Annotated in this window: 21 protein-coding genes; 12 read left to right on the top strand and 9 right to left on the bottom strand. The window is 71.5% G+C overall.

Going from position 1 to position 23,736, the window contains the following annotated elements:
• Nucleotides 1-15: 15 nt before the first annotated feature.
• From ACH4OW_RS30385 to ACH4OW_RS30370, 4 genes are all read left to right on the top strand, one after another.
• The gene (locus tag ACH4OW_RS30385) at nt 16-990 is read left to right on the top strand and encodes a ribose-phosphate diphosphokinase (protein ID WP_003984389.1); all 975 of its coding nucleotides are present in this window, start codon (nt 16-18) and stop codon (nt 988-990) included.
• 221 nt (nt 991-1,211) lie between these two features.
• Nucleotides 1,212-1,793 carry a 50S ribosomal protein L25/general stress protein Ctc gene (locus ACH4OW_RS30380; RefSeq protein WP_398030999.1) on the top strand — a complete coding sequence of 194 codons (582 nt, stop codon included), beginning with the start codon at nt 1,212-1,214 and terminating at the stop codon, nt 1,791-1,793.
• A gap of 100 nt (nt 1,794-1,893) precedes the next feature.
• On the top strand, nt 1,894-2,487 hold the full coding sequence (gene pth / locus ACH4OW_RS30375; RefSeq protein WP_360127341.1) for an aminoacyl-tRNA hydrolase: 594 nt from the start codon (nt 1,894-1,896) through the stop codon (nt 2,485-2,487).
• A gap of 115 nt (nt 2,488-2,602) precedes the next feature.
• On the top strand, nt 2,603-3,139 hold the full coding sequence (locus ACH4OW_RS30370; protein WP_360127176.1) for a hypothetical protein: 537 nt from the start codon (nt 2,603-2,605) through the stop codon (nt 3,137-3,139).
• A gap of 184 nt (nt 3,140-3,323) precedes the next feature.
• On the opposite strand, the gene ppc is transcribed toward ACH4OW_RS30370, so the two are convergent.
• Entirely contained in the window at nt 3,324-6,107 is a 2,784-nt protein-coding gene (gene ppc, locus ACH4OW_RS30365) for a phosphoenolpyruvate carboxylase (protein WP_398030998.1), read from the bottom strand.
• A 436-nt stretch (nt 6,108-6,543) separates the two neighbouring features.
• Here ppc and ACH4OW_RS30360 point away from each other — a divergent pair, with 436 nt between their 5' ends.
• Nucleotides 6,544-7,536: an acyl-CoA desaturase gene (locus tag ACH4OW_RS30360; protein ID WP_398030996.1), complete on the top strand. Its 993-nt coding sequence runs from the start codon at nt 6,544-6,546 to the stop codon at nt 7,534-7,536.
• 22 nt (nt 7,537-7,558) lie between these two features.
• On the top strand, nt 7,559-8,245 hold the full coding sequence (locus ACH4OW_RS30355; protein ID WP_360127182.1) for a TetR/AcrR family transcriptional regulator: 687 nt from the start codon (nt 7,559-7,561) through the stop codon (nt 8,243-8,245).
• A 15-nt stretch (nt 8,246-8,260) separates the two neighbouring features.
• Here ACH4OW_RS30355 and ACH4OW_RS30350 read toward each other — a convergent pair whose 3' ends face one another.
• Together ACH4OW_RS30350 and ACH4OW_RS30345 are read right to left on the bottom strand one after the other, a co-directional pair.
• A complete protein-coding gene (locus ACH4OW_RS30350) occupies nt 8,261-8,650 on the bottom strand; it encodes a VOC family protein (protein WP_398030994.1) in 390 nt (129 codons plus the stop codon).
• A gap of 17 nt (nt 8,651-8,667) precedes the next feature.
• The gene (locus tag ACH4OW_RS30345) at nt 8,668-9,486 is read right to left on the bottom strand and encodes a trans-aconitate 2-methyltransferase (protein ID WP_360127188.1); all 819 of its coding nucleotides are present in this window, start codon (nt 9,484-9,486) and stop codon (nt 8,668-8,670) included.
• A gap of 144 nt (nt 9,487-9,630) precedes the next feature.
• Between ACH4OW_RS30345 and ACH4OW_RS30340 the strand changes: the two genes are divergently transcribed.
• The 3 genes from ACH4OW_RS30340 to ACH4OW_RS30330 all read left to right on the top strand — a co-directional run bounded on the left by ACH4OW_RS30340 (nt 9,631) and on the right by ACH4OW_RS30330 (nt 13,219).
• Entirely contained in the window at nt 9,631-10,128 is a 498-nt protein-coding gene (locus tag ACH4OW_RS30340; protein ID WP_360127191.1) for a MarR family transcriptional regulator, read from the top strand.
• A 62-nt stretch (nt 10,129-10,190) separates the two neighbouring features.
• Nucleotides 10,191-11,057 carry an SDR family oxidoreductase gene (locus ACH4OW_RS30335; RefSeq protein ID WP_360127194.1) on the top strand — a complete coding sequence of 289 codons (867 nt, stop codon included), beginning with the start codon at nt 10,191-10,193 and terminating at the stop codon, nt 11,055-11,057.
• Between the two features lie 113 nt (nt 11,058-11,170).
• Complete coding sequence (locus ACH4OW_RS30330; RefSeq protein ID WP_398030991.1) at nt 11,171-13,219, top strand: beta-galactosidase; 2,049 nt, start codon at nt 11,171-11,173, stop codon at nt 13,217-13,219.
• Nucleotides 13,220-13,240: 21 nt separating this feature from the next.
• On the opposite strand, the gene ACH4OW_RS30325 is transcribed toward ACH4OW_RS30330, so the two are convergent.
• The 4 genes from ACH4OW_RS30325 to galT form a co-directional block, all read right to left on the bottom strand.
• The gene (locus ACH4OW_RS30325; protein ID WP_360127200.1) at nt 13,241-14,020 is read right to left on the bottom strand and encodes a response regulator transcription factor; all 780 of its coding nucleotides are present in this window, start codon (nt 14,018-14,020) and stop codon (nt 13,241-13,243) included.
• A 320-nt stretch (nt 14,021-14,340) separates the two neighbouring features.
• The gene (gene galK, locus ACH4OW_RS30320; RefSeq protein ID WP_398030989.1) at nt 14,341-15,540 is read right to left on the bottom strand and encodes a galactokinase; all 1,200 of its coding nucleotides are present in this window, start codon (nt 15,538-15,540) and stop codon (nt 14,341-14,343) included.
• Nucleotides 15,537-16,508 (bottom strand): UDP-glucose 4-epimerase GalE, encoded by a 972-nt coding sequence (galE, locus tag ACH4OW_RS30315; protein WP_398030987.1) that lies wholly within the window; start codon nt 16,506-16,508, stop codon nt 15,537-15,539. The genes galK and galE overlap by 4 nt, the downstream gene beginning before the upstream one ends.
• The gene (gene galT / locus ACH4OW_RS30310) at nt 16,505-17,551 is read right to left on the bottom strand and encodes a galactose-1-phosphate uridylyltransferase (protein WP_398030985.1); all 1,047 of its coding nucleotides are present in this window, start codon (nt 17,549-17,551) and stop codon (nt 16,505-16,507) included. Before galT ends, galE begins: the two co-directional genes overlap by 4 nt.
• A gap of 234 nt (nt 17,552-17,785) precedes the next feature.
• On the opposite strand from galT, the gene ACH4OW_RS30305 reads away from it, so the two are divergent.
• Complete coding sequence (locus ACH4OW_RS30305; RefSeq protein WP_360127212.1) at nt 17,786-19,456, top strand: sodium:solute symporter family protein; 1,671 nt, start codon at nt 17,786-17,788, stop codon at nt 19,454-19,456.
• A gap of 30 nt (nt 19,457-19,486) precedes the next feature.
• Nucleotides 19,487-19,783 (top strand): hypothetical protein, encoded by a 297-nt coding sequence (locus tag ACH4OW_RS30300; RefSeq protein ID WP_398030983.1) that lies wholly within the window; start codon nt 19,487-19,489, stop codon nt 19,781-19,783.
• A 9-nt stretch (nt 19,784-19,792) separates the two neighbouring features.
• Here ACH4OW_RS30300 and ACH4OW_RS30295 read toward each other — a convergent pair whose 3' ends face one another.
• Both ACH4OW_RS30295 and ACH4OW_RS30290 read right to left on the bottom strand, forming a co-directional pair.
• Nucleotides 19,793-20,509: a LuxR C-terminal-related transcriptional regulator gene (locus tag ACH4OW_RS30295; RefSeq protein WP_398030981.1), complete on the bottom strand. Its 717-nt coding sequence runs from the start codon at nt 20,507-20,509 to the stop codon at nt 19,793-19,795.
• Nucleotides 20,510-20,782: 273 nt separating this feature from the next.
• Nucleotides 20,783-22,585, bottom strand: a complete 1,803-nt coding sequence (locus ACH4OW_RS30290; protein ID WP_398030979.1) for an ABC-F family ATP-binding cassette domain-containing protein — start codon at nt 22,583-22,585, stop codon at nt 20,783-20,785.
• Nucleotides 22,586-22,689: 104 nt separating this feature from the next.
• Between ACH4OW_RS30290 and ACH4OW_RS30285 the strand changes: the two genes are divergently transcribed.
• Nucleotides 22,690-23,436 (top strand): alpha/beta hydrolase, encoded by a 747-nt coding sequence (locus ACH4OW_RS30285; RefSeq protein WP_398030977.1) that lies wholly within the window; start codon nt 22,690-22,692, stop codon nt 23,434-23,436.
• Nucleotides 23,437-23,736 lie beyond the last annotated feature (300 nt).

Genomic DNA, 23,736 nt, shown 5'->3' with positions numbered 1-23,736 from the left:
CTGAGGAGATTTGCTGTGACCGGGATCAAGACGACCGGCGAGAAGAAGCTGATGCTCTTCTCCGGCCGCGCCCACCCCGAGCTGGCTGAGGAGGTCGCCCACCAGCTGGGTGTCGGGCTGGTCCCGACCAAGGCGTTCGACTTCGCCAACGGAGAGATCTATGTCCGTTACCAGGAGTCGGCGCGTGGTGCCGACTGCTTCTTGATGCAGAGCCACACGGCTCCCATCAATAAGTGGATCATGGAACAGTTGATCATGATCGATGCGCTCAAGCGGGCCTCGGCCCGCAGCATCACCGTGGTCATCCCGTCGTACGGGTACGCCCGCCAGGACAAGAAGCACCGCGGCCGCGAGCCGATCTCGGCCCGGCTGATCGCGGACCTGCTCAAGTGCGCCGGCGCGGACCGGATCGTTACGGTCGACCTGCACACGGACCAGATCCAGGGCTTCTTCGACGGCCCGGTGGACCACCTGTTCGCGCTGCCGGTGCTCGCGGACTACGTGGGTGCGAAGGTGGACCGCGAGAAGCTCACGGTGGTCTCGCCGGACGCGGGCCGGGTGCGGGTCGCGGACCGCTGGTGCGACCGGCTGGACGCGCCGCTGGCGATCGTGCACAAGCGGCGCGACAAGGACGTGGCGAACCAGGTCACGGTCCACGAGGTCGTCGGTGACGTGAAGGACCGGGTCTGCGTCCTGGTCGACGACATGATCGACACCGGTGGCACGATCTGTGCCGCGGCGGACGCGCTGTTCGCGAACGGTGCCGCGGACGTCATCGTGACGGCGACGCACGGCATTCTGTCGGGCCCGGCGGCGGACCGTTTGAAGAACTCCAAGGTGAGCGAGTTCGTGTTCACGAACACCCTGCCCACGCCGTCGGAGCTGGAGCTGGACAAGATCACGGTGCTGTCGATGGCGCCGACGATCGCGCGGGCGATCCGTGAGGTCTTCGAGGACGGCTCGGTGACCAGCCTCTTCGAGGAGCAGTGAGCCGGATCCCGTAGCCCGCGGGGGCTGTGGGAGATCGACTTGGGGGTGGCCTCCCCGCCGGGTAGACTCGTGGAGTTGCTCGGCGAGGGAGGCCGCACTTTTCTGTGGTGCGGCGGTCCGTTATCGACGCGCTCTTCGTAGCAGGTCTGTCGTGGGCCGGGTGACGCCCCACAGATCCGTCCGGTCGTTCTTCGACCGCGCCGACTACGAGGAGTGCCGCCATGGCCGAGGTCAAGCTCGAAGCCAAGATCCGTACCGACTTCGGTAAGGGTGCCGCCCGCCGTTCCCGCCGTGAGGACATGGTTCCCGCGGTGATCTACGGCCACGGTGCCGAGCCGAAGCACATCGCCATCCACAACCACGCGCTGATGATGGCCCTGAAGACCCCGAACGCGCTGATCCGCCTGGACGTGGACGGCGAGAGCGAGCTGGTCATCCCCAAGGCCGTGCAGCGTGAGGCCATCCGTGGCTTCCTGGTCCACGTGGACTTCCTGGCCGTCAAGCAGGGCGAGAAGGTCACCGTCGAGGTGCCGATCCACGTCGAGGGCGACCTGGCGCCGGGTGCCAACCTGCTGGAGCACCTGCTGAACACCCTGCCGCTGGAGGCCGAGGCCACCCACATCCCGGAGTCGGTGACCGTCTCCGTGGCGGGCCTGGACGCCGGTGACTCGGTGCACGCCAAGGACATCACCCTGCCGTCCGGTTCGGCCCTGGCGATCGACGAGGAGACCGTGGTGCTCCAGGTCGTCGCGGCGCAGGCCGAGGCGCCGGCGGCCGAGGGCGACGAGTCCGCCGAGGCCTGACCGCTTCTGTAACGCGTTGTTTCAACCGCTGCCCGGCGCTGTCGCGCGGGGCGGCGGTTGAGCCGTTTCACGCGGTCTGCTGCTGCAAGGAGACATGAGGATGACGACGGACGCCGAGGGTCCCTGGCTGGTCGCGGGGCTGGGCAATCCGGGCCCCGAGTACGCGGCCAACCGCCACAACGTGGGGTTCATGGTGGCGGATCTGCTCGCGGAGCGGATGCGCGGGCGGTTCAAGGCGCACAAGGCGCGGGCGCAGGTCGTGGAGGGGCGGATCGGTCCGCCGGGTCCCGGCAGCCGGCGGGTGGTGATCGCCAAGCCGATGACGTACATGAACCTGTCGGGTGGTCCGGTGACGGCGCTGCGGGACTTCTACAAGGTGCCGGTGGGCAACATCGTCGCGGTCCACGACGAGCTGGACATCGACTACGGGGCGCTGCGGCTGAAGCTGGGTGGTGGCGACAACGGTCACAACGGGCTGAAGTCGATCACGAAGTCGCTGGGTGCGGAGTATCACCGGGTGCGTTTCGGTATCGGCCGTCCTCCGGGCCGGATGCAGGTGGCGGATTTTGTGCTGAAGGACTTCTCCGGTGCGGAGCGCAAGGAGCTGGACTACTTCGTGGACCGGGCGGCGGATGCCGTGGAGGCGCTGGTCGTGGACGGTCTGGAGCGGGCGCAGAGCACGTACAACTCGTGAGGCGCGGGCTGCTGTACGTGGGGTGAGCGGGGCGAATGGGGCAGTGGGTGCCAGGGGCTGACGAACCGGCACCCGAGGTTGACCGAGCGCAGTCGCATGGCCAAGGATCGCCGCCATGCCCAAGAGCCGCCCGAGTACCAAGAAGCGCAGCCGTCCGGTCAAACGCAGCCGTACCCGCCGGATGGGGGAGAGCGCCTACGGGTTGCTGCTCGTCGCCCGTACGGGACTGATGGGGGCGCTGGCGCTGCTGCTGCTGGTGGCGGGCGTGTGGACGTCGTGGAACACGGCGCAGTACGCGATGCTCGTGGAGGCGCGGGAGCGCGGCACGATGACGGTGACCGGTTGCCGGGACGACCGGTGTACGGGTCCGTACGCGCCGGATGAGCGGGACGGCAGGCACTTGGAGCGGGTGTCGATAGCCGCGGCGGCGGCGCCGGACCGTGGTGAGCGGGTCGAGGTGACGGTGCAGCCCGGTACGGACCGTGCGGTGCGGACGGGTGCGGGTGGTGTGCTGCACGCGTGGGTGCCGTTCGCGGGTTCGCTGCTGCTGGCGGCGCTGGTGGTGGCGGGCGGTATGAAGCTGCGGCGTACGGCCTGGGTGATGGGGTTGCTGGGCACGGTGCTGCTGGGGGCGACGTTCGCGGCGTTGTAGTCCGTACTACGCAGGTGTCCGGAGGTTGCTTCGTCCCTGTGTGATGCCTCCCGTGTGATCCCCCCGAACGGCCGTTGGCCGGGGCAGAGGCCCCGGCCAACGATTCAAGCCCGCCCGGCGTTTGAGGGCAATCGGTTGTCCGGCGCGCAGCAGCCGGCCCGGGTCGCGCCGGACGACCGCCAGGTCACCCCGTGTTGCGCAGGCCCGCCGCCACTCCGTTCACGGTCAGCAGCAGCGCCCGTGCCAGTACCGGGTCGGCTTCCTCGCCGCGTTCCGCCGCGGCACGCTGGCGGTGCAGCAGGGAGACCTGGAGGTAGGAGATCGGGTCGAGGTAGGCGTCGCGGATGTGGAAGGTCTGCTTGAGGACCGGGTTGGATTCGAGCAGTTCGCTCTCGCCCGTCACGCGCAGGACTTCCTGCACGGTCAGTTCGTGCTCGGCCTTGATCGTTTCGAAGACGTGCTTGAGCTCGTCGGGTACGAGCGTGTCGACGTAGTGCCGGGCGATCCGCAGGTCGGTCTTGGCCAGTGTCATCTCGACGTTGGACAGGAAGTTGCGGAAGAAGTGCCAGTGCTCGTGCATCTCGTCGAGGACGACGTCGAGTCCGGCTTCGCGGGCGGCCTTGAGGCCCGTGCCGACGCCGAACCAGCCGGGGACGATCTGGCGGGACTGGGTCCAGCCGAAGACCCACGGGATGGCGCGCAGGCCGTCGAGGCCGGCGCCCGAGTCGGGTCGGCGGGAGGGCCGGGAGCCGAGGTGGAGTTCGGCGAGCTGGTCGACGGGGGTGGACGCGAAGAAGTACGCGGGCAGGTCGGGGTCCTCGACCAGCTTGCGGTAGGCGCCGTGGGCGGCGTCGGAGACGGTCTCCATGGCGGCGTCCCAGCGGGCGAGCGCCTCGTCGGACTGGCGGGGCGCGGTGTGCAGCGCGGACGCCTGGAGGGTGGCGGCGACGGTCAGTTCCAGGTTCTCCCGGGCGAGGGAGGGCACCAGGTACTTGTCGGAGATGACCTCGCCCTGTTCGGTGACCTTGATCTCGCCTTCGAGGGTGCCGTAGGGCTGGGCGAGGATCGCGTCGTGGGAGGGGCCGCCGCCGCGGCCGACGGTGCCGCCGCGGCCGTGGAAGAGGCGCAGGCGTACGCCGTGCCGGTGGGCGACGTCGCGCAGCAGGCGCTGGGCGCGGTGGATCTCCCACTGGCTGGTGGTGATGCCGCCGAACTTGGAGGAGTCGGAGTAGCCGAGCATGACCTCCTGGACGTCGCCGCGCAGGGCGACCAGGCGCCGGTAGGAGGGGTCGGCGAGCATCTCGTCCAGGAGCTGGTCGGCGATCTTGAGTTCGTCGGTGGTCTCCAGGAGCGGCACGATGCCGATCTTGGCCCAGCCGGCGTGCAGGTCGATGAGGCCGGCTTCGCGGGCCAGGACGGTGGCGGCGAAGACGTCGTCGGAGCCCTGGCACATGGAGATGATGTAGGACTCGACCACCTCCGGGCCGAAGGTCTTCTTGGCCTTGAGGATGGTGCGGAAGACGCCGAGGGTCTTGGCACCGGCCTCGTCGAGGGGGGCGGGGCTGGGGGCGAGGGGGCGGCGCGAGCGCAGTTCCTTGGCGAGGAGCTTGCGGCGGTAGTCGCGCGGCATGTCGGTGTAGCGCCAGGATTCCTCGCCGAGGCGGTCGAAGAGCTGGCCGAGGGCGTGGTGGTGGGCGTCGGCGTGTTCGCGGACGTCCATGGTGGCGAGCTGGAGGCCGAAGGCGGAGATGGTGCGGATCGTGCGTTCCAGGCGGCCGTCGGCGACGAGGCCGCCGCGGTGCTCGCGCAGGGAGGTCTGGATGAGGGTGAGGTCCTCGATGAGTCCCTCGGTGCCGAGGTAGTCGCGGCCGGGGACGTGCGGGGTGTCGTTGGCCAGGCGTTCGCGGGTGTTGACGAGCTTCTGGCGGATGCAGGTGGCCTTGAGGCGGTAGGGCTCCTCGGCGTTCAGCCGCTTGTAGCGGGGGCTGATCTCGGGGAGGGCGTCGAGGTCCTGCTGGAGGGAGGCGAGGAGTTCGTCGGTGGCGCCGCAGTTGCGGATGGAGTTGGAGAGGGCGCCGCGCAGCTCGTCGATGTGTTCGAGGGCGTCGGTGATGCCGTGTTCGTGCTGGAGGATCAGGACGTCCCAGGTGACCTGGGGGGTGACGTTGGGGTTGCCGTCGCGGTCGCCGCCGATCCAGGTGCCGAAGGTGAGGGGGCGGGTGCCGGGCGGGAGCTGGGCGCCGGCCCGTTCCAGTTCGGCGGCGAGGTCTTCGAGGACGTCGCCGACGGCGCCGCGGCCGAGTTCGTCGAGGTAGTAGATGGCGTTGCGGGCCTCGTCGGTGGGCTCCGGGCGGGCGACGCGCAGTTCGTCGGTCTGCCAGATGAGGTCGATGTTCTCGGCGAGGCGCAGGTCGGCGCGGCGGCGCTCGGTGGTGTCCGTGCGGTCCAGGAGCTCGGCGACCTTGCGGAGCTTGGTGAGGACGGAGCGGCGGGCGGCCTCGGTGGGGTGGGCGGTGAAGACGGGCCGTACGCCGAGGTTCTTGGCGGTCGCGCGCAGGTGCTCGGGGTCGGCGTCCTTGAGCATGTCGGCGGTGCGGGCGAGGATGCCGCCTTCGGCGGCGCGCTTGGCGCGCAGCTCGCGGCCGCGGTGCACCTGTTCGGTGACGTTGGCGAGGTGGAAGTAGGTGGAGAAGGCGCGGACCAGCTTGGCGGCGGTGGCCAGGTCGGTCTCGCCGAGGAGCCGGGCGGCGGCCTCGCCGTCGGAGCGGGTCAGGGCGCGGACCTGTTCGACGAGGTCCAGCAGCTCCTGGCCTTCCTGGCGGACGAGGGTCTCGCCGAGGAGGTCGCCGAGGCGGCGGATGTCGGCGCGCAGGGGCCCGTTGTCGCGGGCGGCGTCGGCGGTGGCCGGGGTGCCGGCGCCGTCGGTGCGCTCGTCGTTCGCGGCGGGGGTGATGTCGGCACTGCTCACAGGTGCGGCTCCTTGCAGTGATCTTCGTGATCTGAGCACGTCCGGGCGCTTGCGGGAGTTCTCCCCGGCTGCCGCCGGGGCTCCGCCGGCCGTGGCCGGCGGGAGGTTGCGGACCGCGCTGTCCGACGTTCCCCAGGATAGGTCTCCGCGCCGTCGGCGGATCACCCTGTCCGTTTGGTGGGCACCTACTCGTCCGGGCTGCTTCTCACACCCCGGTGGTGCTCTTTTGTGACGGAACTTGCACGGCTTCTCCACCATGTTTTGCCGCAATTCGGTCACTCGTTACCGACCTGTCGGACCCTTGTCCCAGCAGACGGCGCTGCCATACTTACGAGACCGTAGGTTACGGTCCCGTAGCCGTAACCGTGCCCCCGTGCCCCCGTGCCCCCGAGCCCCCGAGCCCCCGAGCCCCCGAGCCCCCGACGAGGGACACCACATGACCGCTGGCCCCGAAGTCCTCGAAGACTCGCCGAAACTTCTCGATACCCCGCTGCCGTCCGCGACGCTGGGCAGCGACAGCAAACGCTCGGTCGAACAGATCACCCTGCTGCTGTTCATCACCCTGCCCTTCGTGGCGCTGGTGGCCGCGGTGCCGCTGGCCTGGGGCTGGGGCGTGAGCTGGCTCGACCTGGCGCTGCTGGCGGCGATGTACTTCATCGGCTGCCACGGCATCACGATCGGCTTCCACCGCTACTTCACCCACGGCTCCTTCAAGGCGAAGCGCCCGCTGCGGATCGCGCTGGCGATCATGGGGTCGCTGGCGGTCGAGGGGCCGCTGGTGCGCTGGGTGGCGGACCACCGCAAGCACCACAAGTTCTCCGACGCCGAGGGCGACCCGCACTCCCCCTGGCGGTTCGGCGAGACGGTGCCGGCGCTCGTGAAGGGCCTGTGGTGGGCCCACATCGGGTGGATGTTCGACGAGGAGCAGACGCCGCAGCACAAGTACGCGCCGGACCTGATCAAGGACGACACGATCCGCCGGATCTCCCGCCAGTTCGTCCTGTGGACGACGGTGTCCCTGCTGATCCCGCCGCTGGTGGGCGGCCTGGTCACGATGTCGTGGCAGGGCGCGGCCACCGCGTTCTTCTGGGGCTCGCTGGTGCGGGTCGGGCTGCTCCACCACGTCACGTGGTCGATCAACTCGATCTGCCACGCGGTGGGCAAGCGCCCTTTCAAGTCCCGCGACCGGTCGGGCAACGTGTGGTGGCTGGCGGTGCTCTCCTGCGGCGAGTCCTGGCACAACCTGCACCACGCCGACCCGACGAGCGCGCGGCACGGCGTCATGCGGGGGCAGGTGGACTCCAGTGCCCGTCTCATCCGCTGGTTCGAGAAGGCCGGCTGGGCGTACGACGTGCGCTGGCCGAGCGCGGCCCGGATCGACGCCAGGCGCCAGGACGGTGCCGTGACCGGGGGTACCGGCCGCCGGTAGCGGGGGAAGGCATGATTGACGGGTGGCGATCGACGGCAGCAGCGTGAACGACAAACAGGGCAAGGCCCCCTCCGGTGCGGGCACCCGGCGTACCCGCAGGGTGCGGATGACGGGGGCGGAGCGCCGCGAGCAGCTGCTCGACATCGGTCGCGCCCTCTTCGCGGAGCGCGGTTTCGAGGGCACCTCGGTGGAGGAGATCGCGGCCAAGGCCGGTGTCTCCAAGCCCGTCGTCTACGAGCACTTCGGTGGCAAGGAGGGGCTGTACGCGGTCGTGGTGGACCGCGAGATGCGCCAGCTGCTGGACATGGTGACCGGCGCGCTGACCGCCGGCCATCCGCGTGAGCTGCTGGAGCAGGCCGCGTTCGCGCTCCTGGACTACATCGAGACGTACACGGACGGCTTCCGCATCCTGGTCCGCGACTCCCCCGTCGCCCAGTCGACCGGCACCTTCGCGTCGCTGATCAGCGACATCGCGACCCAGGTGGAGGACATTCTGGGTCTGGAGTTCAAGGCGCGCGGCTTCGAGCCGAAGCTGGCTCCCCTGTACGCGCAGGCCCTGGTCGGCATGGTCGCGCTGACCGGCCAGTGGTGGCTGGACGTCCGCAAGCCGAAGAAGGCGGAGGTCGCCGCCCACCTGGTGAACCTGGCCTGGCACGGCCTCGACGGCCTGGAGCCCAAGCCGCGCCTGATAGGCCACCGCCGGTCCTGACCCGGGGGCGGCCGGTTACGCGGTGTTCCCCTGGCCCTTCTCCTCCAGGAGTTCCAGGAGTTCCAGGCGGTTGCCGACGGGGTCCCTGGTGTAGCAGCGGTCGTGGCCCGGGAGGCCGTCGTCCCAGGTGACGGGGGCGCCGTGGGCGGTGAGCCGGGCGGCGTGGGCGCGCAGGCCGGTGACGCGCAGGGCCGGGTGGGCTTTCCGCGCCGGGCGGAAGCACGGGTCGATGCCCAGGTGGAGCTGTGCGGTCGGACCGGCCTCGAACCAGCACCCACCGCGCCCTGAGAGCGCGGCCGGCTTGGGGATCTCCCGCAGGCCGAGAACTCCGCCGTAGAACGCGCGCAGGACGGTTTCGCTGCCGGGTGGTGCGGCGAGCTGGACGTGGTCGAGGCCGGTGATCATGGCTTCACCTCAGGGGGTCATCGGTCCTTGCGTGCCACCACGAAGATGCGGCGGAACGGGAAGACGGTGCCGTGCGGGCCGGGTGGGTAGGACTTGCGCAGCAGGTCGCGGTACTGGGACAGGAACTCGTCGCGGGCCGCCGGGTCGTCCTCCAGTGCGGTCAGCACCGGGCGCAGGGCGGTTCCCTTGACCCAGTCGAGGACCGGGTCCTCGCCCTGGAGGAGCTGGACGTAGGTGGTCTCCCAGGCGTCGACCGAGCAGCCGAGCGCGGTGAGGCGTTCCAGGTAGGCGGTGGGGGCCAGGATGTGCACGAAGCGCCGGCCGTGGCCGGCGAGGCGGGCGCGCCACTGGGGTTCGTCGCACAGTTCGCCGAGCAGTGCGTGGCTGGGCGAGGTGAAGTTGCCGGGGACCTGGAAGGCGAGGGTGCCGCCGGGGGTGAGGCCCTCGATCCAGGCCGGCAGGGAGTCGGGGTGGTTCGGGACCCACTGCAGCGCCGCGTTGGAGACGATCAGGTCGAACGGTTCTTCCGGGCGCCAGTGGGTGGCGTCGGCGGGTCCGAAGTCGAGGAGGCCGCCGCCGGGGGTGGGGCCGGCGTACAGCTCGGCTTCCTTGAGCATGTCCGGGGAGCTGTCCAGGCCGGTGATGTGCGCGTCGGGCCAGCGGTCGGCGAGCTGGACGGTGACGTTGCCGGGGCCGCAGCCGAGGTCGGCGATGCGGGCGGGGCGTGCACGGTTGGGGAGCTCGGGTATGCGGGCGAGCAGGTCGTGGAACGGGCGCGTGCGGTGTCCGGCGTGGCGCAGGTATTGCTGCGGATCCCAGGTTGGTGCGACGTGCATGTTCGAACCCCTTCAGCTGATACAGGGCTGGTACAGGCCACGCGGGTGCGGCGTGAACCCATCGCCGACGATGCCCAATAGTCCACGGAAATATATCTTGACGTCAAGAGACTTCACATCGACAGACCAACTACACTGATCGACATGGAGGACGAGGTCGACCGACTGGTCGCAGCATGGCGCCGGGAGCGCCCGGACCTCGACGTGGAACCACTTGAGGTCCTCAGCCGCATCAGCAGGCTGGCCAGACACCTCGACCGCGCCCGCCGCCTCGCCTTCTCCGAGGTCGGCCTGGAGCCCTGGGAATTCGACGTGCTCACCGCGCTGCGCCGCGCCGGGGCGCCGTACCAACTCTCCCCCGGCGCCCTGCTCACCCAGACCCTGGTCACCTCCGGCACGATGACCAACCGCATCGACAGGCTCGCGAAGAAGGGCCTCGTCGAGCGGCTGCCGGACCCCAGCGACCGGCGCGGCGTGCTCGTCCGGCTGACCCCCGAGGGCCGCGAGGCGGCGGACGAGTCGCTGGCCGGGCTGCTCACCCAGGAACGGGCGATCCTGGCCGAGCTGTCCCCCCGGCAGCGCGGCGAACTCGCCGGGCTGCTCCGGCAATTGACGGCCCCCTTCGACAACACGCCGGGCTGAGGCACACCGCCCCGACCAGCGTCTCTTGCCGACCCCCCGCCCCGTGGGCTTGGATCGCGGCCATGAGCCAGCACGGCCCGCGGGGCCAGCAGGGGCATGACGGCAGGCAGGGTCACGAGGGGCACGGCCACCCCCGGCGGCAGGGGCACCGGCGGCCCTCCGGGGCGCCGGACGGGTCGCGGTTCACGGGGCGCACGGTCCTGGTGACCGGCGCCGCCGCCGGCATCGGCGCGGCGACCGCCGACCGGCTGGCGGCCGAGGGCGCGCAGGTGCTGCTCCTGGACGTCGACGACGAGCGCGGCGAGCGCACCGCCCGCCGCATCCGCGCCCTGGGCGGCCGGGCCTCGTACGAGCACTGCGACGTGGCGCGGGAGGACGACTGGCGGCGCGCCGCGCACGCCGCGCGGCAGCGGTACGGCCCGGTGGACGGCCTGGTCGGCAACGCCGCCCTCCAGGTGCCGCCGGCGTCCGCCGAGCTGACGCCGCCGGCGGACTGGGACCGGCAGCTCGCGGTGAACCTCACGGGGGCGTTCCTGGGGGTGCGGGCGGTGCTGGCGGATCTGCGGGAGCGGCGCGGTTCGGTCGTTCTCACCTCGTCGGTGCAGGCACATTTCGGGCTGCCCGGCCGTCCCGCGTACGCGGCGGCCAAGGCGGGGCTGACCGGGCTGGCGCGCCAGCTGGCGGTCGAGTACGGGCCGGACGTACGGGTGAACAGCGTGCTGCCGGGGCCGGTGCTGACCGCGGCGTGGGACGCCGTCGGCGAGGCGGAGCGGCAGGCCAGCGCCGGGGAGACGGCGGCCGGGCGGCTCGGGCGCCCGGAGGAGGTGGCCGCCGCCGTGGCCTTCCTGCTCTCCCGTGACGCGTCGTACGTGACGGGGGCCGAGCTGGTCGTGGACGGCGGCTGGAGCGTGCGCAAGAACTCGTTCTGACGCGCGGCCGGATGTGCGCGGTACGGCGCACGCGGCGGGGAATCATGGCGGTACGGGCGGCCGTACACCGCGCGCGGCACGGTACCCGCACTCGTCGCGACCCGGGAGGCCCGGTGGGAATCCACTTCGGTGCGGACTACAACCCCGAGCAGTGGCCCGAGGAGGTGTGGGAGCAGGACCTGAGCCTGATGAAGCGGGCCCACGTGACCATGGTCACCGCCGGGATCTTCTCGTGGGCGAGGGCCGAGCCGCGGCCCGGCGCGTACGACTTCGGCTGGTTCGACCGCGTCATGGACGGCCTCGGCGGCGCCGGCATCCGCGTGTGCCTGGCCACCATGACCGCCTCCCCGCCGCCCTGGCTCACCCGCGCGCACCCGGAAGTGCTGCCGCAGGGCCCGGACGGGCAGCGCCGCTGGCCCGGCGGGCGGCAGCACTACTGCCCGTCCAGCCCGGTCTACCGCGAGCATGCCGTCCGGCTCGCCGAGCGGCTCGCGGCCCGCTACGCCGGGCACCCGGCGCTGGCCATGTGGCACGTCGGCAACGAGTACGGCTGCCACACCCGCCAGTGCTTCTGCGACGTGTCGGCCGCGGACTTCCGGCGCTGGCTGCGCGAGCGGTACGGGAGCGTGGAGCAGCTCAACACCGCCTGGTCGACGGCCTTCTGGTCGCAGGCGTACGCGGACTTCGACGAGGTGCTGCCGCCGCGTACCGCGCCCACCTTCCCCAACCCGGCCCAGCAGCTGGACTACCTGCGCTTCAGCGACGACGCGCTGCGCCGCTGCTACCTGGCGGAGAAGGAGGTGCTGGCCCGGCTGAGCCCCGGGGTGCCGGTCACCACCAACCTGATGCCGTTCCACAAGCCGGTGGACGCGTTCGCGTGGTCGGCTGACATGGACGCGATGGCGCTGGACTTCTACCAGGACCCCTTCGACCCGGAGACGCACCTGAGGGCCGCGTTCACCTTCGACCTGATGCGTTCGGCGCGCGGCGGGCAGCCCTGGCTGCTGCTGGAGCAGGCGCCCGGCGCGGTCAACTGGCGGGCCGTCAACGGCCCGAAGCCGCCGGGCGCGATGCGGCTGTGGAGCTGGCAGGCCGTCGCGCAGGGCGCGGACGCGGTCCTGTACTTCCAGTGGCGGCAGTCGCGCGGCGGCGCCGAGAAGTTCCACTCGGCGATGGTGCCGCACGCCGGCACGGACACCCGGGTCTTCCGCGAGGTGTCGGACCTGGGGCGGGAGCTGGCGTCCGTGCCGGAGCTCGCGGGGACGCGGGCCGTGCCGCCGACGGCGGCGCTGGTCGTGGACTGGGACAGCTGGCGGGCCCTGGAGCTGGACTCGCACCCCTCGTCCCGGCTGCGCCTGCCCGAACTGGCGCTGGGGCACTACCGGCCGCTGTTCGCTGCGGGCGTCGCGTGCGACGTCGTGCCCCCTGACCGCGACCTGTCCGGCTACCGGCTGGTCGTCGTGCCGAACCTGTACGCGGTGACCGGGGCCTGCGCCGAGCGGCTGGCGTCGTACGTGCGGGGCGGCGGGCAGCTGCTGGTGTCGTTCTTCTCGGGGGTCGTGGACGACTGCGACCGGGTGCACCCCGGCGGCTGCCCCGGACCGCTGCGGGAGGTGCTGGGCCTGCGGGTGGAGGAGTTCTGGCCGCTGGAAGAGGATACGGCGGTCGGCGTACGGGGGTGCGGCGGCGCGGCGGGCGGCTGGGACCTGCCGGACGGCCGGGCGGACCTGTGGTCGGAGGACGTCCGCCTCGAAGGCGCCGAGGCCGTCGCCGAGTTCACGGACGGCGAGCTGGCCGGCAGTCCGGCCGTCACCCGGCACGGCTACGGCGCCGGCACCGCGACGTACGTGGGCACCCGGCTCGAACCGGCGCTCATGCGCGCCCTGTTGGACGGCGTGCGGGCGGCCGCGGGCGTGCGGCCGGTGCTGGCCGGGCTGCCGGCGGGCGTGCAGGCCACCGTCCGCGAAGGCGCCGGTGGACGCTTCCTGTTCCTCCTCAACCACGGTGGCAGGGCGGCCGACATCGCCCTGCCCTGCCCGATGGCCGACGTGCTCGCCGGGGCGCGCGGCGAGCGGGAGGACCACACGTACCAGGTCGCGCTGCCCGCCCGCGGCGTGGCGGTACTGAGGGACCTGCGCCGGGCGGCGGCGACGGCCACCTGACCGGCCGCCCGCGCCGCCGCCTCAGGTGAGCGCGGAGGCCGCCGCCGTGGCCGGCTCCAGCTCCACGGGGCCCACCCCGGCCCGCCGCGCCAGCGCCACGGCGGCGAGCGTCGAGTGCACCCCCAGCTTGCCGAGCACGTTCTGCATGTGCGTACGGACCGTGTGCGGCGACAGGAACAGCCGCTCGGCGACCGCCTTGCGGCCCAGGCCCGCCACCATGCAGCGCAGCACCTCGCGCTCGCGCGGCGTCAGCGACTCCACCAGCCGTTCGCTCTCGGTGCGGTGCTTGCGCGCGGCCGTCAGCTCCCGCAGGACGCCGGTCAGCAGCGCGGGCGGCAGATGCGTCTCGTCGCGCAGCACGCCGCGGATGACGGCGAGCAGCCGGGAGAGCGAGCAGTCCTTGGCGACCCAGCCGCCGGCGCCCGCCTGTAGGGCGAAGGCGGCCCTGCGCGGGTCGTCCTTCTCGGCGAGCACGACGGTACGGACGTACGGGTAGGCCGTACGGACGCCCGCGACCAGCGAGATGCCGTCCAGCGGGCCGCCGTCCGAGGCGCCGTCGCGGCCCTGCACGGGCTGGGCGGGCACGGAAGCCAGCGGCGCCGCGACGGTGCCGAGGTCCGCGTCGATGAGCATCACGTCGAAGCGCCGGCCGTCCGCGGCCGCCCGTTCCAGGCTGCGCAGAGCCGCCGGTCCGCTGCCGGCCGCGGCCACCTCCACGTCCTGTTCGGCCGCGAGCGCGGCCGCCAGCGACTCGGCAAAGATGCGGTGGTCGTCGACCACCAGAACCCGGATGCGTTGCACTGAGACCCCCTGTCTCGGGGAACGGACCAAGTGGGCACGACGCCCGGAACCAACGGTCGGCGCAGCCGCACGGCCGCCGCCGTGCCGCCTGACCTTCCCACCCCGGGCGCCGTACCCGACTGTCTCGCCCCCTGATCAGCACCGGCCCCCACCGGTGCTGGGACTCAGAGTACGGACGGGGTGCGGCAACGGAAGGCTATTGGCAAAACTGCCCGGTCCAAGTGTTCAGAGTGGGGCCCAGCGGCCGTCGAGGGACAGAAGTCGACAAGGATCGTCTCAATCCGTTCGGCCGGTGCGTGGTTTCCGGGGCGCGGCGGGCCTCACACCAGCCGCCGCGCGCCCGCGCCCGGTACGGCCGGGAAGATCCGCGGCGCCGCGTGCCCCGCCGCCGCGAACGCCTGGGTGATCCGCCCGGCGACGGCGTCCGCCGCGGCCTCCTCCACGAGCACGACCGCCGAGCCGCCGAAGCCGCCGCCGGTCATCCGGGCGCCCAGCGCGCCCGCCGCGCCGGCCGCGGCGACGGCGAGGTCCAGTTCGGCGCAGGAGACCCGGAAGTCGTCGCGCAGCGAGGCGTGCCCGTCGGTCAGCAGGGGGCCGATGGCGCGGGGGTCGCCCGCGTCCAGGCGGGCGATGACCTCCTCGACGCGCCGGTTCTCGGTGACGACGTGCCGCACGGCGGCCCGTACGTCCGGGCCGCCGGCGGGGCCGCCGTCCGCCGGTCCGGTGGCCAGGCCGTCCAGTGCCGCGGGCAGTTGCGCGTACTGCACATCACGCAGGGCGTGTACGCCGAGCGCCCGCGCGCCGAACTCGCACAAGGCGCGCCGCTGCGCGTACGCGCCGTCCCCCAGCTCGTGTTTCACCCGGGTGTCGACCACCAGAAGCCGCAGCCCCTCCCCCGCCAAATCGAACGGAACCTGCCGCTGGGCAAGGTCGCGGGTGTCCAGGAACAGCGCGTGGCCCTCGGTGCAGCAGGCCGCCGCGGTCTGGTCCATGATCCCGCAGGGCACGCCGACGAAGGCGTTCTCGGCGCGCTGCGCGAGCTGCGCCAGGCGCTGCCGGGAGAGCCCGAGCCCGTACAGGTCGTCGAGGGCGAGCGCGGTGGCGACCTCCAGGGCGGCCGACGAGGACAGCCCGGCGCCGACCGGGACGGTGCTGTCGTAGTGCAGGTCCGCGCCGCCGACGGGCAGTCCGGCCTCGCGCATCGCCCAGACGACGCCCGCCGGGTAGGCCGCCCAGCCGCCGTCGGAGGCCGGGCGCAGGGCGTCCAGCCGCAGTTCGGCGATCTGGCCGCCGGCGCTGCCGTCGTCTCCTGAGTGCACGCGCAGTACGCCGTCGGTACGGGGCGAGGCGGCGGCGAGGGTGGTGTGCGGCAGCGCCAGAGGCATGACGAAGCCGTCGTTGTAGTCGGTGTGTTCGCCGATCAGGTTGACGCGGCCGGGCGCCGCCCACACCCCGGCGGGCGCGGCGCCGTACACCTCGCGGAAGCGCTCGGCGGTGTGCCGGGCGCGCTGGTCCTTCATGGGGTGCGGGCCTCCCTGCGCTGGGCGAACTGCCAGGCGTCCGCGACGATTCCGGCCAGGTCGGCGCGGCTGGGGCGCCAGCCGAGCCGGTCGGCGGCGGTCTGCGCGGAGGCGACCAGGACGGCGGGGTCGCCGCCGCGGCGGCCCACGGTGATCTCGGGGACGGGGTGGCCGGTGACCTTGCGGACGGTCTCGATCACCTCGCGTACGGAGAAGCCGTTGCCGTTGCCGAGGTTGCAGACCAGGTGCTCGCCGGGCGCCGCGGCGCCCAGCGCGAGGAGGTGGGCCTCGGCCAGGTCGGCGACGTGGATGTAGTCGCGTACGCAGGTGCCGTCGGGCGTGGGGTAGTCGTCGCCGTAGACGGAGATGGCCTCCCGCTTGCCTTGGGCGACCTGGAGGACGAGCGGAATCAGGTGCGATTCGGGGTCGTGCCGCTCGCCGCAGTCCTTGTAGGCACCCGCGACGTTGAAATAGCGCAGGGAGACGGCGGCCAGGCCGTGCGCCGCGCACTCCCCCGCGATCATGTGGTCGACGGCCAGCTTGGAGGCGCCGTACGGGCTGGTGGGCGCGGTGGGCGCGGACTCGGTGATCGGGGTGCGCTCGGGCTCGCCGTAGGTGGCGGCGGTGGAGGAGAAGACCAGCGTGCGCACGCCGGCGCCGCGCATCGCGGCGAGCAGGTCCATGGTGCCGCCGACGTTGTTGCGCCAGTACTTCTCCGGGTCGGTGACGGACTCGCCGACCTGGGAGAAGGCGGCGAAGTGCAGCACCGCGTCGTAAGAGGCGTCCAGGTGGCGGGCGGCGTCCTGGACGCGGCCCTCGACGAAACGGGTGCCGGCCGGTACGCCGTCGCGGTGCCCCGTGGACAGGTCGTCGAGGACCGTGACGGTGTGCCCCGCCTCGACCAGGTGGGCGGCCACGACGCTGCCCACGTATCCCGCACCGCCGGTGACCAGGTACTTGTTGCTCACTCGCTCGCTACCTCTCGCAGTCGCTGGGCCGCAGCCTCCGGCGGCACGTCGTTGATGAACACGTTCATGCCGGATTCGGAACCCGCGAGGAACTTCAGCTTGCCGGAAGTGCGGCGGACGGTGAAAAGCTCTAGGTGGAGGGCGAATTCCCCGCGGTCCGCGACGTCCAGGGGCGCTTGGTGCCAGGCGGAGATGTACGGCGTCGGGGGCTCCCCCGGGCCGAAGATCCGGTCGAAGCGCCGCAAGACTTCCAGATAGACCTGTGGGAACTCTGTGCGCGCCTCCTCGTCGAGGGCGAGCAAGTCGGGGACCCGGCGCTTGGGGTAGAGGTGCACCTCGTACGGCCAGTGCGCCGCGTACGGGACGAAGGCGGTCCAGTGCCCGGCGTCCAGGACGATCCGGCGGCCGTCGGCGCGCTCGTCGGCGAGGACGTCGTCGAAGAGGTTGCGGCCGCCGGTCGCCTCGCGGTGGGCGGCGACCTGGGCGAGCATGCGTTCGGTGCGCGGGGTGGTGAAGGGGTAGGCGTAGATCTGGCCGTGCGGGTGGCCGAGGGTGACGCCGATCTCCGCGCCGCGGTTCTCGAAGCAGAAGACCTGCCGGACGCCGGGGAGTTGGGAGAGTTCGGCGGTGCGGTCGGTCCACGCCTCCAGGACGAGGGCGGCCTGCTGCTCGGTGAGGTCGGCGAAGGAGGCGTCGTGGTCGGGGGTGAAGCAGACCACCTCGCAGCGGCCGTTGTCGCCGGCCAGCGAGGGGAAACGGTTCTCGAAGACCGCGACGTCGTAGTCGGCGGCGGGGATCTCGGTGTTGTGGCCGTCCCGGGAGGGGCACAGGGGGCAGGCGTCGGCCGGCGGGTGGTACGTGCGGCCCTGGCGGTGCGAGGCGACGGCGACCGCGTCGCCGAGCAGGCGGTCGTGGCGGATCTCGGAGGCGGTGGAGACGGGGTCCAGGGGCCGGCGGTCGGCGTCCTCGCGCACGGCGTCATCGCGCAGGTCGTAGTAGATGAGCTCCCGGCCGTCGGCGAGCCGGGTCATCGTCTTCTTCACTGGGGCACTCCTCGGGCACACCGTCACACCCACCAAACACAAACACACACAATGAAGCACAACTAAACAACCCCGTCAACGCCCGGCTCCGACCCGCCACACACCCGAAGAATCCCCACAAAACCACCGGTCCGATCACGATCGCACCACGAGAACCAACAAAAGTGTTCAGTTTCTCAACGACCGCGCGTAGGTTCCTGTGCGTTCATCACGCACAGAGAAGTGAGTGCCCCCATGATCACTCTGGCCGCAGGGCTACGGCTGCCCACCAACGGGCTCGATTACGCGATTCTCGCCATCTACTTCGTCGTCGTCCTCGGCATCGGCTTCGCCGCCCGGCGCAGCGTGAAGACCAGCCTGGACTTCTTCCTCTCCGGGCGGTCGCTGCCCGCCTGGGTCACCGGCCTCGCCTTCGTCGCCGCCAACCTCGGCGCCACCGAGATCCTCGGCATGGCCGCCACCGGCGCGCAGTACGGCGTGGCCGTCGTGCACTGGTACTGGATCGGCGCCATCCCCGCCATGGTGTTCCTCGGCCTGGTGATGATGCCGTTCTACTACGGGTCGCGGGTCCGTTCCGTACCGGAGTTCCTGCTCCAGCGCTTCGACAAGTCGGCGCACCTGCTCAGCTCGGTGCTCTTCGCCTTCGCCGCCATCCTCATCGCGGGCGTCAACCTCTACGCCCTGTCGATCGTCGTGGAAGCGCTGCTGGGCTGGCCGCAGTGGGTGGCCATCGTCGTCGCCGGCCTGTTCGTCCTCGCGTACATCACCGTCGGCGGCCTGTCCTCGGCGATCTACAACGAGGTCCTCCAGTTCTTCGTCATCCTGGCCGCGCTCATCCCGATCTGCGTTATCGGCCTCAAGCGGGTCGGCGGCTGGGACGGGCTGACCTCGTCCCTGGAGAAGAGCCACGGCCACAGCTTCCTGACGGCCTGGGACGGCACCGGCATCGGCGAGCCCAACGCGCTCGGCGCCAACTGGCTGACGATCATCCTGGGCCTGGGCTTCGTGCTCTCCTTCGGCTACTGGACCACCAACTTCGCCGAGGTGCAGCGCGCCCTGTCCGCCAAGAACCTCTCCGCCGCGCAGCGCACCCCGCTGATCGCCGCCTACCCGAAGATGTTCATCGCCTTCCTGGTGATGATCCCCGGCCTGGTCGCCGCGGTCGCCATCCCCGGCATCGGCCAGGAGGGCTCCGGCCTGACCTACAACGACGCCATCCCGCTGCTGATGCGGGACCTGCTGCCCAACGGCGTCCTGGGCATCGCGGTCACCGGCCTGCTGGCCGCCTTCATGGCGGGCATGGCCGCCAACGTCTCCTCGTTCAACACGGTCTTCACCTCCGACATCTGGGCGAAGTACGTGAAGACCGGCCGCGAGGACCGCTACTACCTGCGGTTCGGCCGCCTGGTCACCGCCGTCGGCGTGCTGTGCAGCATCGGCACGGCCTTCCTGGCCGCCAGCTTCAACAACATCATGGGCTATCTCCAGACGCTGTTCTCGTTCTTCAACGTGCCGATGTTCGTGGTCTTCATCATCGGCATGTTCTGGAAGCGGGCCTCCATGAAGTCCGGCGTGTGGGGCCTGGTCGCGGGCACCACCGCCGCGATGGTCAACTACTTCTGGATCTACAAGCAGGGCGTCATCGCCATCCCCACCGACCAGGGCGCCAACTTCGTCTCCGCGATCGTCGCCTTCGTCGTCGGCGCCGTGGTCATGGTCGTCGTCACCCTGTTCACCGAGCCCAAGCCCGCCGCCGAACTCGCCGGCCTGGTCTACGGCACCCGGTCCCCCGGCCTGGAGGAGCCGCCCGCCAAGGGCGACGACGCCTGGTACCGCAAGCCGGCCCTGCTCGGCTGGGGCGCGATCGTCCTCGCCGCGCTCTGCTACGTCCCGTACTCCTTCTGACGCGCCACCTCAGCCGAAGGAACCAGCACCATGAGTGACTACCAGCACGAGGTCGACCTCGAACGCAGGTCGGCGACGGCCGCCCGGCTCTTCGACATCCGCCTCATCATCGGCGGCCTGTTCACGCTCTACGGCGTCATCGTCACGATCGCCGGGCTCACCGCCTCCGACGCGGACCTGGAGAAGGCCCAGGACATCAACATCAACCTCTGGACGGGCCTGGGCATGCTGCTGCTCGGCCTGTTCTTCCTGGCCTGGCTCAAGCTCCGCCCGACCGTCCCGCCGACCGCCGAGGAACTGGCGGCCCTCCAGGACGACACCGACTGACCGGCGCCGTCACGGCGGCGGGACCGCCTCGGCCCCCGCCGCCTCGCGCGCCGCCGCGCCCCGCGACGCCGCCCGGTCCAGCAGCCCGGTACGCGCCGCCAGCGCCGCAGCCTCCAGGCGCGAACCGACGCCCAGCTTCATCAGCACCCGCTGCACATGCGTACGGGCGGTGCTCGGCGCGATGCCCATGCCCGCCGCGATCAGCCGGGTGTCCTCGCCCTCGGCGACCCGTACCAGCACCTCGACCTCGCGCGGGGTGAGCATCTGTAGCAGGCGCGCGCCCTCGTCGTCGGGCTGCGCGGCCGGGTGCAGTAACTCCTCGAACGCTTGCTGGAGCAACTGCGGCGCTATCGCCGCCTCGCCGGCGCGCGCCTTCATCATGGCGCGTTCCACGCCCTCGATGCGCTCGTCGTGCCGTACGTACCCGGAGGCGCCCGCCGCGAAAGCGGCCGCTATGCCGCGCGGGTTGGGCACCGGCCCGAGCACCACGACCGCGACCTGCGGACGCTCCTTCTTGATGCGCACGACGGGGTCGAAGGCGCCGGGTTCGGCCGGCGCCGCCGTGCCCAGCAGGCACACTTCGGGAGCCCGGCTCACCACCAGGTCCGCCGCCCCGGTGCTCGGGGCGGCCGCCGCGAGCACCCGGTGCCCACGCAGTTTCAAGGCCGAGGCGAGTGCCTCGGCGAGCAGTCGGTGATCGTCGACCACCATCAGCCGCACGCCCATTGCAGCAACCCCCCAATTCCCCGGCGAGCCCAGCCCCCCGGCCCTCGCCAGGCCCCTTGCCCCCGGAAGCTACACGCTTGTTCGACATCGCGCGCCCCTTAAGGGGAAGAAGCCTGCCGCAATGCTGAAATCCCGGCCAATCCCGTTCACTTGCGCACAGCTTGTCGGCCGAATGCGACAGAAGTGACACCCGAGCCAGCACGCCCCGGCAAGCACCGCCCCATCCTGCCCACCCCCGACGCGGTCAACCACGACGAGGGCAGCAGAACCTCCCTACGCGTCCTCCGCCAGCTCCAGCCAGCGCATCTCCAGCTCCTCACGCTCCCCCGCCAGCTCACGCAACTGCGCGTCCAGCCCCGCGACCTTCTCGAAGTCCGTCGCGTGCTCCGCGATCTGCGCGTGCAACTTCGCCTCCTTCTCACCGATGCGGTCGAGCTGCCGCTCGATCTTCTGGAGTTCCTTCTGCGCCGCCCGCGTCACGGCCGCCGGCTTCTGCTTCGGCGCGGCCTCCGCCGGAGCAGACGCGGGCGCCGCCGCGTCGATCACCTTCTGGCGCCGCTCCAGGTACTCGTCCAGCCCCCGCGGCAGCATCCGCAAGGTCGCGTCCCCCAGCAACGCGAACACCCGGTCCGTCGTCCGCTCGACGAAGTACCGGTCGTGGCTGATGACCACCAGCGACCCAGCCCACCCATCGAGCAGGTCCTCCAGCTGCGTCAACGTCTCAATATCGAGATCGTTCGTCGGCTCGTCCAGGAACAGCACGTTCGGCTCGTCCATCAGCAGCCGCAGAATCTGCAGCCGCCGCCGCTCACCACCCGACAGATCACCGACCGGCGTCCACTGCTTCTCCTTCGTGAACCCGAACTTCTCGCACAGCTGCCCCGCGGTCATCTCCCGGCCCTTGCCCAGATCGACCCGCTCACGCACCCGCTGCACGGCCTCCAGCACCCGCAGTGCCGGATCCAGCTCCGCGACCTCCTGCGACAGATAAGCCAGCTTCACCGTCTTGCCGACCACGATCTTGCCCGCCGCGGGCTGCGCCTCACCCTCCGTACGCGCCGCCTCCGCCAACGCCCGCAGCAACGACGTCTTGCCCGCGCCGTTCACCCCCACCAGGCCGATCCGGTCCCCCGGACCGAGCTGCCACGTCAGATGCTTGAGCAGCACCTTCGGCCCGGCCTGCACGGTCACGTCCGCCAGCTCGAAAACCGTCTTGCCCAGCCGCGAATTGGCGAACTTCATCAGCTCGGCCGTGTCCCGCGGCGGCGGCACATCCGCGATCAGCTCGTTGGCCGCCTCGATACGGAAGCGCGGCTTACTGGTCCGCGCCGGAGCACCCCGCCGCAGCCAGGCCAGCTCCTTGCGCATCAGGTTCTGCCGCTTGGCCTCCTCGCTCGCCGCGATGCGCTCCCGCTCCGCGCGCGCGAAAACGTAGTCGCTGTACCCGCCCTCGTACTCGTGGACGTCACCACGCTGCACGTCCCACATCCGCGTGCACACCTGGTCCAGGAACCACCGGTCGTGCGTGACGCACACCAGCGCCGACCTGCGGGCCCGCAGGTGGCCGGCCAGCCACGAGATGCCCTCGACGTCCAGGTGGTTCGTCGGCTCGTCCAGCACGATCAGATCCTGCTCGGCGATCAGCAGCTTCGCCAGCGCGATGCGCCGCCGCTCACCGCCCGACAGCGGCCCGATCACCGTGTCCAGACCCTGCCCCAGCCCCGGCAGGTCCAGCCCGCCGAACAGCCCCGTCAGCACATCCCGGATCTTGGCGTTGCCCCGCCACTCGTGATCCGCCAGATCGCCGATCACCTCGTGCCACACGGTGGCGGCCGGATCCAGCGAATCGTGCTGCGTCAGCACACCGAGCCGCAGCCCGCTGTTGTGCGTGACCCGCCCGTCGTCGGCGCCCTCCAGCTTCGCGAGAATCCGGATCAAGGTCGTCTTGCCGTCGCCGTTACGCCCCACGACGCCGATCCGGTCCCCCTCGTTGACCCCCAGGGAGACACCGTCGAGCAGCGCACGCGTCCCGTACACCTTGCCCACGGCTTCCAGATTGACGAGGTTGACGGCCATCTCACTCCTGCACGTTGAACGGTCGACGCTCGGATCGGTCGACGCGGCACGGTCGACCTCCCAGCCTAGTCGGCGCGTGAGGCGCCTCGGATAGCGTGCGCCCCATGGCAACGCAGAGAAGGGCCTACGGCCCGAGCGGCAAACACCTGGACGACTACCGTCCCGGCGGGGCCCCCGTCGGTACGGTGCTCCTGTGGCACGGCATCGGCCCCGACGAACGGGACATCCTCGAACCGTTGGCCGGCGCGATGGCCGACCAGGGACTTCGGGTGCTCGTACCCGACTGGCGCTCGGACGCGGAGGACGGCGGGCGCGCGCATCTGCTGGAGTCTCTCACCCATGCCCGCTCTGCGGGCGGCCCTCTCGTCCTCGTCGGCTGGTCCGCCGGGGCGGGGGCCGCGGTCGGGGTGGCGCTCCACCCCGACCTGTTCGACGGCTGGGCGCCAACCGCGGTCTTCGGCGTGGCCGGCCGCTACGACGTCCCGGCCCGCACGACGGGGGTTGCGCCCCTGGACGACTTGGCGGCGGGCCGGGTTCCGGCCGCGCCGGTACGTCTCGCGCACGGCGCGTCCGACTCGGTCGTGCCGGTTGAGCACTCGCGGGCACTTGCCACGGCGCTGCGATGCGCGGGGCACGCGGTTCACCTGGAAGAGCCGCCTACGGATCACGCGGGCGTGATCATGACCGAGTACGACGCGGAGGCGGGGCGGTGCCGGGCCACGCGAGACGAGGCCGCGCTACGCGCGGGGTTTGCGCTGGCGCGCGGGGTTGCAATGGTTTGTGGTGGGGTCGGGGCCGCGCAGGGGGGTGACTCCTCACCGCACTCGCGGACGCCATATCTTGAAAGCTGAACCTGGTGTAGCGAGCTGTCGGCTGCGGGGACACCCCCCTGCACGCCCCCTCCGGCCGGCTTGGCAACCCCGCGCGAGTGGGGGTGGGGGAGGAAAAAGACACCCGCAGCGCAGCAACCAGGTGCGATGTCGCCACCGGTCACCGGGGGAAGACAAAGAACTGCCCCCTTTGGGGGGCCTCGGCCGTCGCGGCGGGATAGTCGCTATCCGGGCCCGGGGCCGGGGACACGCAGGGGGCTCCCCGCAGCCGACACGTCGCAACACCAGGTTCAGCGTTCAAGACAAGGCTTCCGCGACTGC

Source organism: Streptomyces sp. NPDC017056 (genome assembly GCF_044332485.1).
In the GTDB taxonomy this organism is placed as follows: domain Bacteria; phylum Actinomycetota; class Actinomycetes; order Streptomycetales; family Streptomycetaceae; genus Streptomyces.
This window is presented reverse-complemented; position numbering and strand designations above follow the sequence as displayed.

Excerpts from the sequence above, each read along its gene's own strand:
- ACH4OW_RS30335 (WP_360127194.1), top strand. The coding sequence starts at position 10,191 with ATGAGCCAGCACGGCCCGCGGGGCCAGCAGGGGCATGACGGCAGGCAG.
- galK (WP_398030989.1), bottom strand. The coding sequence starts at position 15,540 with ATGAAGGACCAGCGCGCCCGGCACACCGCCGAGCGCTTCCGCGAGGTG.
- ACH4OW_RS30300 (WP_398030983.1), top strand. The coding sequence starts at position 19,487 with ATGAGTGACTACCAGCACGAGGTCGACCTCGAACGCAGGTCGGCGACG.
- ACH4OW_RS30285 (WP_398030977.1), top strand. The coding sequence starts at position 22,690 with ATGGCAACGCAGAGAAGGGCCTACGGCCCGAGCGGCAAACACCTGGAC.
- ACH4OW_RS30340 (WP_360127191.1), top strand. The coding sequence starts at position 9,631 with ATGGAGGACGAGGTCGACCGACTGGTCGCAGCATGGCGCCGGGAGCGC.
- ACH4OW_RS30360 (WP_398030996.1), top strand. The coding sequence starts at position 6,544 with ATGACCGCTGGCCCCGAAGTCCTCGAAGACTCGCCGAAACTTCTCGAT.
- ACH4OW_RS30295 (WP_398030981.1), bottom strand. The coding sequence starts at position 20,509 with ATGGGCGTGCGGCTGATGGTGGTCGACGATCACCGACTGCTCGCCGAG.
- ACH4OW_RS30290 (WP_398030979.1), bottom strand. The coding sequence starts at position 22,585 with ATGGCCGTCAACCTCGTCAATCTGGAAGCCGTGGGCAAGGTGTACGGG.
- ACH4OW_RS30350 (WP_398030994.1), bottom strand. The coding sequence starts at position 8,650 with ATGATCACCGGCCTCGACCACGTCCAGCTCGCCGCACCACCCGGCAGC.
- pth (WP_360127341.1), top strand. The coding sequence starts at position 1,894 with ATGACGACGGACGCCGAGGGTCCCTGGCTGGTCGCGGGGCTGGGCAAT.
- ACH4OW_RS30345 (WP_360127188.1), bottom strand. The coding sequence starts at position 9,486 with ATGCACGTCGCACCAACCTGGGATCCGCAGCAATACCTGCGCCACGCC.
- ACH4OW_RS30380 (WP_398030999.1), top strand. The coding sequence starts at position 1,212 with ATGGCCGAGGTCAAGCTCGAAGCCAAGATCCGTACCGACTTCGGTAAG.
- ACH4OW_RS30370 (WP_360127176.1), top strand. The coding sequence starts at position 2,603 with ATGCCCAAGAGCCGCCCGAGTACCAAGAAGCGCAGCCGTCCGGTCAAA.
- ACH4OW_RS30305 (WP_360127212.1), top strand. The coding sequence starts at position 17,786 with ATGATCACTCTGGCCGCAGGGCTACGGCTGCCCACCAACGGGCTCGAT.